Below are 12,402 nucleotides of genomic sequence, written 5' to 3'. Positions count from 1 at the left end.
GAAAGGAAAATAAATTGGTAAACAAAAAAGACATCCGTATTTTGGCTTTTGAAAGTTCGTGTGATGAGACTTCGACTTCTGTTGTCAAAAATGGCAGAGAAGTGGAAAGTTTGATAGTAGCAACTCAAATTAAGAGCCATCAACGTTTTGGGGGTGTTGTTCCTGAGGTTGCTAGTCGTCATCATATTGAAGTTATTACTCAAATAACCAATCAAGCATTGAAAGAAGCACACGTAGCTTGGAAAGATATTGATGCAATTGCGGTAACCTATGGACCTGGTTTGGTAGGTGCCCTTTTAATTGGTGTTAGTGCGGCAAAAGCTGCTTCAATGGCAACAGGTATTCCTTTAATTGGCGTTGATCATATCATGGGTCACATTATGGCAGCTCAGTTAAAGGAAGAAATCTCTTATCCGGCTCTTGCTTTGCAAGTTTCTGGAGGTCATACAGAGATTGTATTGTTAAAAGATTCAACCCACTTTGAAATAGTTGGCGATACTAGGGATGACGCAGCTGGAGAAGCTTATGACAAGATTGGAAGAGTACTCGGTGTTAATTACCCCGCTGGTAAAACTATTGATGAATGGGCTCAGAAGGGAAAGGATACCTTTGATTTTCCGCGGGCAATGATTAAAGAAGATGATTATGATTTTTCTTTTTCTGGTTTAAAGAGTGCTTTTATTAATACCTATCATCATGCTGAACAAATTCATCAAGACCTGAATAAATATGATTTAGCTGCTAGTTTCCAAGCTGCAGTAATAGATGTTTTGGCTACTAAAACTATTAGAGCAATTAAACAGTATGCTCCAAAAACTTTTATTATGGGTGGAGGAGTTGCAGCTAACCACGGTTTACGTGAAAGAATGAATCATGAAATAGCAAACCTGCCTCGGAATTTACAACCGAAAGTAATTTTGCCAGAGTTAAAGTTGTGTGGAGATAATGCTGCAATGATCGGTGCTGCAGCCTATAACTTGTACCAAGAAGGAAAATTTACTGATCTTACTTTAGATGCTGATCCATCTTTAGAATTACCTTACGCTTCAGAAATGCTGCAATAAAATAAATAATAAAAGAGTCTGTGAAAAAAGTAGATCTGTGATCTTACTAAAAGAGCCGGCGAATCACTAAAAAAGTGGTTTGTCGGCTTTAGTTTTATTAAGTCAAGAGGGCTAGCTTTTCCTAGACCTTTTTTGTCATTATACGTTTTAAGATTAACTATTTTAAACATTAAATTTATATATCAATGACTGAATGAGCGTGATCAGTCCTTTGATTGAAAAGAAGCAGAATTTAATCAACTAATTAATGAAGCCTATTATCAAAACTCTGAAAAAGATTTGAATTTTATCTTGTTTAGTTAATTTAGTCATTTCAAAAATCATATATGACATTTTTTAATTTAGTTTTCCTACCAGATTATAATAAAGTCAAACAGGTAAAATAGGAAATCAAAAAAATAAGTTCAAGAAATACAAAATTTGATAATCATTTTGATTATGAATTTTATAAAGATGAACTATTAATAAAACTCAAATATAACCAAGTTCCTACAAATAAATAGAGGAAATGTTTAAACTACTAATCAAAAAACAATGAAATTGATATAATTAAATGATATCCTGATATAGTATTCTATCATTTCAACTTAATTCACCACTCAAAAAGGAGACAATGATGTTAACAGTCCAAAACCTATCACTCAAAACCAGGCAGCCAATCCTGCATGATTTTTCTTATCAATTTGCACCCGGTCAATTTTATCAAATTGCTGCAGAAAACGGTTCTGGTAAAACAAGTTTCTTGCGTGCTGTTACGGATCTTATTCCAGTTTCTTCTGGTAAAGTCTTATTAGACGGAAAACCATATGCCAAAAATAAGCGTAAGCTTTTTTTCTTTGAAAGCAATGAATGGTTGAACGTCAATTTAACTAGCCTTGATTACTTAAAATTCGTGAAAAGACAATGGCATTCTAATGTCGACCTTGATCAAGAACTTGATTTGCTGGGTGTACGTGAGTATGTCAAAGTCCCGATTAAAAAGTATTCGCTTGGAATGAAACAGAAATTGATTGTGGCCATGTACTTAGTTAGTGGCGCCGAATATTACTTGATGGATGAGATCACTAACGGTCTTGATGAAGAAAGTCGCGCAATTCTTTATGAACGACTAAATAATGAGGTGACTCAGCGTAATAAATGTATTATTCTAACGTCTCACTATAGCAGCGAGATTAAAGTGAATAACTTACACCGGCTTGTTTTACACAAGCAAAAGATGCACGAGGTAAAACAATGAGCTCATATTTTTCATTGCAACTTAAAAAAGTTACTAAACACAATCTATCAATTATTTCAGTGGTTATTTTATCATTAATTTCTTTTGGCTTATTATACATGAAGTCTACGCAGCTCAGTGGTACAGGTTCTTTAAAGGGAGATGCTCAAGGTCAGATTGCCATGAAAAAGGAAGCCTTACAAGCCGATCGTCAAGCACTCAAACGATATTCACCGCAAGGAAAATCATACAAGGCCACTGAAAAAGATATTAAACAAACTGAAAAGGAATTAAAAAAAGATCAAGCCTTTGTTGATAATATTAATCACAATCACTGGAAGCGAGTTTATGAGACCAAATTAAAAAGGGATCAAAAAGGCAAATTGACTGATCTAAGTTCGGATGAAAAAGATGGACATAAAAGTGTAATACTGCGTTTAAAATATCTCATAGCTCACCCTATGCCATATGAAAGCGATAGCGCAGTCACCGGGATTCAGTTTCTATTAGATTTGAATGAAAACTATTTGCCCGTCTTATTTAGTTTAGTAATGATTTTTGTTTTGACTTATTTATTTACTGGTTCTTATAAAAATGGTCTTAACATTTCGACTGTCTTGCCAATTAATCGCTTGCAAAGTACCCTGACTAATAATATTGTTGGGCTATTAGTTGTCAGCTTTATTTTTCTATTACTAAACTTATTAGTTTTCGGTGGAGCAGCGAGCATTTTTGGTACTGGTCGCAGTGACTATCCTTACATCATTCACCATCTGGTTAACGACCACTTGGTGCCAGGAATTATTCCGACCGCCAAATTGTTGCCCCAAGCAGCTATACTGCAGCTCTTAAATTTCATATTTATGGTTTTGTTTGTGCAGCTGGCTGCTAAAATCTTTCATAACCAGTTACCGACTCTGTTAGTTTCGCTATTGCTTTTATTAGGAGGTCATTTTATTACAATTTTTATTATTCCGTTGGAGAAGATTGCGCAGTGGCTTCCTGGTACTTATTTAGGAGTTTTAAATGTTGTATCAAACCAAACAGCCTATGCAATGGATAACTCCGCGATTAACTTTTCAAATGGTGTGTTTACCTTAATACTAAGTTCTATATTATTATTCTTGCTGGTACTTTTAATTGATCGCATTACAACTATTGCACATAGAAATGGGAGATTGGCATAATGTCCTATTTGGCTTTTCAGCTTAAAAAAGTATTTAAGAATAAGCTAACCCCAGTTTGCTTAGCAATTTTGCTCTTATTGATGGGTATTGTCTTATTCATGAATATTCGTACTAATCCCCAATTTTCCTTGCAGGCGGGGGCTAAATCAGAGATTGCTTACCGCCAAAAAGAAATTAACCAGCAGCAAAGATTACTTAAACATGATAAACAAAAATCAAAAACTGAAGTTTACCATGATACTAAAGCTGCTATTAAGCAAAACCAAGATGCAGTTAAGCAAGATAAACAAGTTCAAAAAGCGGCAAATAAAGGCAACTGGCACAAAGCCTACACGATTATGTGGCAACAAAAAAAGCAAGAACAAACTATTACATCAAATGGCCAAGATTCAACAGGCCTTAATTCAAGGACAAACGTAGAGAAAAAACTGCAATTCTTTAACTACTTACGCCATGAGCCCTTGCCTTATGAAAGTCAGGATATGCCAGTAACAGGCTGGCAATTCTTACTGCAATTAAATCAGCAATATTTGCCTTACGTATTTACTCTTGTTGCTCTGTTTTTATTAACTTTGCTTTTAACTGATTCTTACCATCAAAAGTTAGATACGGGGCAGTTATTACCGCTTGAAAAAAATAATTTAATGATTTCGAATACCATAGCAGGAATAGTCCTGACTCTTGGTAGTTTTTTAGGGATTAACTTAGTATTATTTATTGTAGCTTCACTTATTTCTGGTACTGGTAGTTTATCCTTCCCTTATATTGTAGTTCAATATACAGTTAGTGGTCCCCTTATTAAATGTGTAACTACTGGCAGCTTTATTATTAAAGTAATTGTATTGCAGGTACTTACCTTGATCTTCGATGTTGTCTTAGTTCAGTTCCTTGCCCGAATTTTTCGTGATAAATTACCAGCATTACTTTTCGCTATTCTACTTGTCCCAGGGCTCAACATTGCAACTATGATAGTTGAGCCGTTGCGTAAGATTTCCGCCTGGTTGCCAATGAGTTACCTGAACGCAGTTGACATAGTATCAGGCAATTTAGGAATGAATTATCAAAATGTGCAGTTGAACTATACGACAGGGCTTTTAACGCTGTGCTGTTCAATTTTAATAATTACTATTATGATTTTACTGTCCAGTCATATAAAATATAAAGAATAAAATTTTATATTTCTTAAATTAATATTTTTACTTCTAATTTAGTGTTATCATGACTTTAGATAGTTCATTTGTTTATTTAAATTATGTTTACTCAAAAGTCTTTTAAAGCTAAGTGTAAAAATATATAACAAGCAATAACATACTCGTTATTACAAAATGGGAAACTCATTTCAAAAGAGTTTCCCATTTTGATTAAATAAATATATACAGATTTAATATTCAATAATATCTTAACTTGCTGTGTAAATTTTATGTTACAGTGTTATCTATTCTAATCAGGTAATAAGGTACCTACCATGATAAAGTCAACTAGATTGGTGTGAGTTCTTCTTAAAACTAAAAGATAAAATATTGAGCAAAGGAGTCTAGGAAAAGATATTTTTTTCCCAGACTCCTTATTATCTCTTAAAAATCTTTGTAGAAAGCAATCAAGTTGTATTTGTCACACGGATTAAAATTACAACTCTCATAAAACCTGCGCGTTTTAACGGTATTTTCTGTCAACAAAATTTTCTGTCTTACAGAATTATATTTCTTTAGCACGCTGTTTATTAATTTCGTACCAATTCCTTGTCTTTGATAAGCAGGATTAACAAGTAAATCTTGGATATAAATGATGGTCAGACCATCACCAACTACTCTGATTAATCCAACTAACTGGTTTTGATCATAAGCGCCAATAGCAAAAAGCGAATTTACAACTGCCTTTTGCAGTTGCCGAGGATTTTGCGTATAGGAACTCCAACCTACGCTTGTGTATAAATTTATAAGTTGTTCCATAGCGATATTTTTGTCAGCTATATATTTCATTTTTATTCCTCCTTAATTAATTAATAATTAAAGAGCAGTGCGTAATTTTTCCATGTGTACCTCTCAATTTATTTTTTATAAAGCCAGTAAAATTACTATCTTTAAGTTTAAACAACTACAATTTTAAAAGCAACAGTATAACGATCTTTTTTTGCGTCTGATAATTATTACGTATTTATAAATAAAAAGAAAATTTTATTAATAGTTAGCGAGCTATTTTCTGCAAGTTAGAATATAGAAACATCAGATAAGAAAGCTAATTTATTCCTATTTTTATTGTGCTTACTTAATATATTATTTTAGTCAAAGCTATCCAGTTCAGTCAGTGCTTTTTCCCAAGCATCATTTGCATCGTCCAGTTGTTTTTGTACAGCGCTAAGCTGTTCTTGCAAAGGACCTAATTTGTCAAAATTAGTGGCAATTTCAGGATCAGCCATTTGAGATTGAATATCTTTTTGTTCTTTTTCCAGCTTTTCAATTTTATTTTCGGTATTTTCAACTTCTCTTTGCAATTTACGCTTTTGTGAATCGCGCAACTTTTGCTCCTGATAGGACAATTTATTTTTATTTTGCTCAGGTTCTACTATTTCTCTATTCTCGGATGATTCATTTTTTGAGGCTGAGTCTTGCATATTCTTTTCATCTAAATAATAGCTATAATCACCCTCATATACTTGAGCAATACCGTTTTTAATTTCTACAATTTTATTTGCTAACTGATTGATGAAATAGCGGTCGTGGGAAACGAAAAGTAAAGTACCATCATAGCTCTGTAGTGCCTGTTCTAAAACCTCCTTGGCTTCAAGATCCAAGTGGTTAGTAGGTTCGTCCATCAGCAGAAAGTTATTATGTTCTAGTGACAAAACAGTTAATGTTAATCTGGCCTTTTGACCACCTGAAAGTTGCCCGACAGTTTTATCAATATCTTTTGCCGTAAACAAAAAACTGGCTAAAATCGACCTCACATCTTTTTCAGACATTGTTTTGTGCCGGTCCCAAACTGTATCGATTACCGTTTTAGTTGGATCAAGTCCCTGAAGTTCCTGATCATAATAGCCGATATCAAGGGATGCTCCATATTTAATTGAACCTTTTTTCGGCTTTAACTCCTTCATCACGGTTTTAAGTAAAGTTGATTTACCAATACCATTTTGACCAATAACGGCCACGCGATCGCCCTTATTTATTTGCAGAGAAATATCGTGAACCATTGTTTTTGTGGGGTAGCCAATTGTTAAATCACGCAAAATTAATACTTCTTTACCTGAAGGCCTTTCGCTTTGGAAATTTATGCGCACTTTATTTTTGTGCTTTGGGGGAGTAATCCTATCCATTTTCTCCAATTGCTTGCGCCGACTTTGTGCTCTCTTGGTAGTTTTAGCTCTGACGATATTTTTTTGAATAAATTCTTCGTCTTTTTTGATTTTTTCTTGCTGCTTTTCGTATGCTTCTTCTTGTTGGCGGTCACGCAATTGCCGCTCAGCAACGTAGGCAGAATAATTTCCCTTAAACACAGTTAATTTGCCAAATTGTAATTCAAAAATCTGCGTTGCTAAATTATCCAAAAAATATTGGTCATGAGAAACTACCAAAATGGCACCAGAATAGTTTTTAAGGTAATTTTCAAGCCAGTCTAATGTGTCTAAATCAAGATAGTTGGTAGGTTCATCAAGTAATAATAACGGGGGTTTGCGTAATAATAACTTGACAAAAGAAAGCCGTGTTTTTTCTCCACCGGAAAGGCTGCCAACCTTTTTAGTCCAAGTTGCTTCAGGAAAATTAAAGCCATTTAAAACACTCTTGATATCGGCCTGGTAGGTGTACCCTCCCTGTTGTTCGAAGCTGTATTGCAATTGGTCATATTGTTTTAGCAGGTCATTTTTTTGTGGATTTGCAGACATTTCTTCTTGTAATTCACTTATTTTTTTACCCATATTAATTAAAGGGGTAAAAACAGACAACATTTCATCCCAAATAGTTTTATTTTCATTTAAATCATTTTCTTGAGCAATATAGCCGACATCTATATTTTTATTGATGGTAAAGTCGCCATGTGTGGCTTCTTCTTCGCCGGTCATAATCTTAAGCAATGTCGTTTTACCGACACCATTGGGTCCAATGAGACCTATTCTTGCATTTGAGTCAATTGAAAAATTGACATTTTTAAATAATGTGTTGGCACCGAATTGTTTTTTTAAATCGTGCCCTTGAGCAATTATCATAATTTTTCACCTAGAAACCATTTTAGCATACGTAGCAAAATTCTTGTGGGAGAGTTTGATTGATAAATATAGGAAATAAATGTAAAAAAGAAGCATTTTTTAATTAAAAGAGTAAAAAATTAAATTTCTATTATCAAACCTGTTACTATTATGCTAAAATTTGATAGATTGTGAAAAAAATGTTTGCAAATGGCGCAAATTTATAGATAAAATAGTAGTAATTGCTGAAAAATTCACAAAACAAAATATATTCTTAATCAAGTTGGAGGCTTTTTAAATGGAAAAAATCAAAATACCCACGGCTACGGCTAAAAGACTGCCGCTATATTACCGCTATCTGATAATTTTAAATGAGGCTGGCAAAGAAAAAGTTTCCTCTACTGAATTATCTGAAGCCGTTCAAGTAGATAGTGCTTCAATCAGACGTGATTTTTCATATTTTGGCGCATTAGGCAAACGGGGCTATGGCTATGATGTGAAAAGTTTGCTTTCCTTTTTTAAAAAGATTTTAAATCAAGATACCTTAACAAATGTTGCCCTGGTTGGCGTTGGTAATTTAGGCCATGCGTTATTAAACTATAATTTCAAACGTACAAACAATATTCGTATTTCATGTGCTTTTGATATAGATGATAAAATTACAGGCAAGATTCTCAGTGGTGTGCCTGTTTATGACATGAGTGAACTAAAAAAACAGCTTAGTGACCAACAGATTTCTATTGCAATTTTGACTGTTCCTTCCACGACAGCACAAAAGACTGCTGATGATATGGTTGAAGCCGGTATTCGAGGAATTATGAATTTCACGCCAATTCGTTTGTCTGCTCCAAGTGGTATTAGAATCCAAAACGTTGACTTGGCAACGGAATTACAAACTCTAATTTACTTTCTGGACTCAGACAAGAAAAAGTAGGTCTAAAAATAAAATTAGCACTTTGAGTAAAAAAGTGCTAATTTTTTCTTGCATTTTTTCATAAAAGGGGTTATTATCATAAATGTAAGTTAGCACTTAACTGATAGGAGTGCTAATGACACGTAAAATAGATTAATAATTTAATTTTAGGAGGGACAAACGTGTTACAACCAATTGGTGATCGCGTGATCGTTAAAGTTAAAGAAGAAGAAGAGAAAACTGTAGGCGGAATCGTCCTGGCTTCTAATGCTAAACAAAAGCCAACAGAAGGTGAAGTTGTTGCTGTTGGTGAGGGCAGTTATGCTGAGAACGGCAGTAAAATTCCTATGACTGTTAAAAAAGGTGACGTTGTTTTATACGACAAGTATTCAGGCACAGATGTCAAGTATGATGACGAAAAGTATTTAGTCCTTCACGAAAAAGATATTTTAGCAATTGTTAAGTAATTAAGGAGCGCAGAAAAATATGGCAAAGGAAATTAAATTTTCAGAAAAAGCAAGACGTTCTCTATTAAAGGGCGTTGACAAATTAGCTGACACTGTTAAGGCAACTATTGGTCCTAAGGGTAGAAATGTTGTTTTAGAGCAATCATACGGCAACCCGGACATTACTAATGATGGTGTGACAATTGCCAAGGCAATTGAATTAAAAGACCACTATGAGAATATGGGTGCTAAGTTAGTTGCCGAAGCAGCACAAAAAACCAATGACATAGCTGGTGACGGTACAACTACTGCTGTTGTTTTAACTCAAGCAATTATTCGTGAAGGTATGAAGAATGTTACTGCTGGTGCTAACCCTGTAGGTGTTCGCCGCGGTATTGAAAAAGCTACTAAGGCAGTAGTTAACGAATTACATAAGATTAGTCACACTGTTTCTTCAAAAGACCAGATTGCTCAAGTAGCTTCAGTATCTTCAGCTTCAAAAGAAGTTGGTGACCTAATCGCTGACGCAATGGAAAAAGTTGGTAATGATGGTGTTATCACTATTGAAGATTCACGTGGTATTGAAACTGAATTATCAGTAGTTGAAGGTATGCAATTTGACCGTGGTTACCTTTCACAATACATGGTAACTGATAATGACAAGATGGAAGCAGATCTTGACAATCCATACATCTTAATCACTGATAAGAAGATTTCTAACATTCAGGACATTTTGCCATTGTTACAAGAAATTGTGCAACAAGGTAAATCATTGCTGATTATTGCTGATGATGTTTCTGGTGAAGCATTACCAACTTTAGTTTTGAACAAGATTCGTGGTACCTTTAACGTTGTTGCTGTTAAAGCTCCTGGCTTTGGCGACCGTCGTAAAGAACAACTGCAAGATATTGCTGCTTTAACTGGTGGTACAGTTATTACTGAGGACTTAGGTCTTGAGTTAAAGGACACTAAGATTGATCAATTAGGTCAAGCTCGTCGCATAACTGTAACTAAGGATTCAACTACCATTGTTGATGGTTCTGGTTCTGATGAAGCTATTAAAGATCGTGAAGATTCAATTAGAAAACAAATTGCAGAGACTACTTCTGACTTTGATAAGAAGAAATTACAAGAGCGTCTAGCTAAATTAACTGGTGGTGTTGCCGTTATTCATGTTGGTGCTGCTACTGAAACTGAATTGAAAGAACGCAGATACCGCATTGAAGACGCTTTGAACTCCACTCGTGCAGCCGTTGACGAAGGTTATGTTGCTGGTGGTGGTACAGCATTAGTAGACGTTAAGGATGCTGTTAAGGATCTTAAAGGTGATAATGCTGATGAACAAACTGGTATCAACATTGTCTTAGAAGCTTTAACTGCACCAGTTCGTCAAATCGCTGACAATGCTGGTGAAGACGGCTCAGTTATCTTGAACAAACTTGAAGGTCAAGAAAATGAAGTAGGCTACAATGCAGCTAATGGCAAGTGGGAAAATATGGTTGAAGCCGGAATTATTGACCCAACCAAGGTAACCCGCACTGCTTTACAAAATGCTGCTTCAATTGCTGCTTTGCTCTTAACTACTGAAGCTGTTGTTGCTGAAATACCAGAAGATAAACCTGCTGCTGATCCTAATGCTGCAGGCGCTGGCAATCCAGGTGTGATGTAATTTAGTTTTTATTAGTTAATTAATAAATCCTACTAGCAATCCTGTGGGGCTTGCTAGTGGGATTTTTTTGTTACAATTCATTTTTAGTTTATCTTGGTTAAGATTATTTACTTGAAAGGAACATTAGTGGAATATTTAAGTTTGTTGGGTATTGTTGTTATAGTGTTAGGGTTTGCTTTGGGACTTGATACAATAGCTGTAGTCGTAATTTCTGCTTTAGTTACGGCATTAGTTTCAGGAATAGATTTTACCTCATTTTTGACAATTCTAGGTAAAGGATTTATGGATAACAGAATGGTTTCTCTTTTCTTTCTCACTTTACCAACTATTGGAATTTTAGAAAGACATGGTTTAAAACAAGCCGCTGTTAATTTAATTAAAAAAATGAAGAAACTGACACCTGGTCGTATATTCGATATTTATCAGGCCATTCGTGAAATTGCCGGTGCCTTTGGTATTTCATTACAAGGACACGTCCAGTTTATTGCGCCATTAATTAATCCAATGGCGCAAGCGGCCGGTAAGGTTAATAGCGAATTGACGCCTCTTGAAGTAGACCAAATCAAAGGTAGAGCTGCTGCAACAGAAAATTTTGGTAATTTCTTTGCCCAAAACCTGTTTGTTGCTTCCTCGAGTGTTTTACTTATTGCAAGTACGATGAAATCGCTGGGTCATCCTGTAGATCCATCTGGAATAGTTTTATATACTTTCCCAGTCGCAATTATCAGCTATATTTTATGCTTGTTCTACAATCACGCATTTGACCAAAAGCTAATGAAGAATAAAGAAAAATAGGAGAAATAATGGAAACTATAATTAATAACATTTTACTCGCATTCTATATTTTAATTGGCCTTTTTTTCCTCGCTGCTGCTATTGAATCTTGGCGTGATCAATCTAATCCAGTCCGCTGGGGTACTGGAATATTTTGGCTTTTGTTTGCAGTACTTTTCTGTGCTGGACAGTGGTTGCCAAATGCAATTAATGGTGGCATTATTCTGATCATTGCTTTATTATCTTTATTTAAACAAGTGCGTGTAGGACACATAAAGGATTTAAATGAAAAAGTTGCTCAAAAAACGGTTAAACGCATTGGCAACTGGATTTTCTTACCAAGTATCCTGCTGGCAGTTTTAGCTTTGGTCATAGCCCAATTTACTAATTTAGGTGGTCAAGTAGGTATCGGTGTAGCAGCTATTGTTTCACTTGTTGTTGCACAAATTTTGACTAAATCAAATACCAAAATAGTCTACGAAGACACACAAAGAATGGTGCGTTCTGTCGGCTCTGCCGGAATTTTGCCACAATTACTCGCTACTTTGGGTGTGGTATTTACAGCTTCAGGTGTGGGACAAGTGACCGCCAAGGCGATTTCTGGTCTTTTTCCTATTGGAAACCACTTATTAGGAGTTGCACTTTACTGTATTGCTATGGCATTATTTACAGCAATTATGGGTAATGCATTTGCTGCGTTTGCAGTTATTACAGCAGGGATTGGCATTCCTTTCGTTGTCGCCCAAGGTGGTTCACCGATTGTAGTTGCGGCATTAGGAATGACATCTGGGTATTGTGGCACATTGCTTACCCCAATGGCAGCCAACTTTAATACTTTGCCAGTTGCATTAATGGAAATGAAAGATCAATTAGGTGTAATCAAGCAACAATTTCCGATTGCAATTAGCATGTTGCTCATTCAAATTATTCTAATGTACTTTTTAGCTTTTTAA

The 12,402-nt window shown here is 35.1% G+C and carries 11 protein-coding genes; 9 read left to right on the top strand and 2 right to left on the bottom strand.

The features are described 5' to 3' along the window. Positions 1 to 14 precede the first annotated feature (14 nt). From tsaD to JF76_RS06815, 4 genes are all read left to right on the top strand, one after another. Positions 15 to 1,064 (top strand): tRNA (adenosine(37)-N6)-threonylcarbamoyltransferase complex transferase subunit TsaD, encoded by a 1,050-nt coding sequence (tsaD, locus tag JF76_RS06830; protein WP_045928966.1) that lies wholly within the window; start codon positions 15 to 17, stop codon positions 1,062 to 1,064. Between the two features lie 613 nt (positions 1,065 to 1,677). After that, complete coding sequence (locus JF76_RS06825) at positions 1,678 to 2,301, top strand: ABC transporter ATP-binding protein (protein ID WP_244267931.1); 624 nt, start codon at positions 1,678 to 1,680, stop codon at positions 2,299 to 2,301. Further along, on the top strand, positions 2,298 to 3,467 hold the full coding sequence (locus JF76_RS06820) for a hypothetical protein (RefSeq protein ID WP_045928381.1): 1,170 nt from the start codon (positions 2,298 to 2,300) through the stop codon (positions 3,465 to 3,467). Before JF76_RS06825 ends, JF76_RS06820 begins: the two co-directional genes overlap by 4 nt. Beyond that, positions 3,467 to 4,636: an ABC transporter permease gene (locus JF76_RS06815; RefSeq protein ID WP_045928380.1), complete on the top strand. Its 1,170-nt coding sequence runs from the start codon at positions 3,467 to 3,469 to the stop codon at positions 4,634 to 4,636. Before JF76_RS06820 ends, JF76_RS06815 begins: the two co-directional genes overlap by 1 nt. Before the next feature lie 405 nt (positions 4,637 to 5,041). On the opposite strand, the gene JF76_RS06810 is transcribed toward JF76_RS06815, so the two are convergent. Together JF76_RS06810 and JF76_RS06805 are read right to left on the bottom strand one after the other, a co-directional pair. Continuing rightward, complete coding sequence (locus JF76_RS06810; RefSeq protein WP_045928379.1) at positions 5,042 to 5,446, bottom strand: GNAT family N-acetyltransferase; 405 nt, start codon at positions 5,444 to 5,446, stop codon at positions 5,042 to 5,044. A gap of 299 nt (positions 5,447 to 5,745) precedes the next feature. After that, positions 5,746 to 7,668, bottom strand: a complete 1,923-nt coding sequence (locus JF76_RS06805) for an ABC-F family ATP-binding cassette domain-containing protein (RefSeq protein WP_045928378.1) — start codon at positions 7,666 to 7,668, stop codon at positions 5,746 to 5,748. Between the two features lie 277 nt (positions 7,669 to 7,945). Here JF76_RS06805 and JF76_RS06800 point away from each other — a divergent pair, with 277 nt between their 5' ends. The 5 genes from JF76_RS06800 (at position 7,946) to JF76_RS06780 (ending at position 12,402) form a co-directional block, all read left to right on the top strand. Next, positions 7,946 to 8,581, top strand: coding sequence for a redox-sensing transcriptional repressor Rex (locus JF76_RS06800; RefSeq protein WP_045928377.1), 636 nt, complete (start codon positions 7,946 to 7,948; stop codon positions 8,579 to 8,581). 161 nt (positions 8,582 to 8,742) lie between these two features. Beyond that, entirely contained in the window at positions 8,743 to 9,027 is a 285-nt protein-coding gene (gene groES, locus JF76_RS06795; RefSeq protein ID WP_034980276.1) for a co-chaperone GroES, read from the top strand. A 19-nt stretch (positions 9,028 to 9,046) separates the two neighbouring features. Beyond that, complete coding sequence (gene groL, locus JF76_RS06790; RefSeq protein ID WP_045928376.1) at positions 9,047 to 10,675, top strand: chaperonin GroEL; 1,629 nt, start codon at positions 9,047 to 9,049, stop codon at positions 10,673 to 10,675. Between the two features lie 126 nt (positions 10,676 to 10,801). Then, on the top strand, positions 10,802 to 11,470 hold the full coding sequence (locus JF76_RS06785; protein WP_045928375.1) for a DUF969 domain-containing protein: 669 nt from the start codon (positions 10,802 to 10,804) through the stop codon (positions 11,468 to 11,470). Positions 11,471 to 11,478: 8 nt separating this feature from the next. Further along, the gene (locus JF76_RS06780) at positions 11,479 to 12,402 is read left to right on the top strand and encodes a DUF979 domain-containing protein (RefSeq protein ID WP_045928374.1); all 924 of its coding nucleotides are present in this window, start codon (positions 11,479 to 11,481) and stop codon (positions 12,400 to 12,402) included.

Origin of the sequence: Lactobacillus kullabergensis, from assembly GCF_000967195.1 — a bacterium.
In the GTDB taxonomy this organism is placed as follows: Bacteria; Bacillota; Bacilli; order Lactobacillales; family Lactobacillaceae; genus Lactobacillus; species Lactobacillus kullabergensis.
This window is presented reverse-complemented; position numbering and strand designations above follow the sequence as displayed.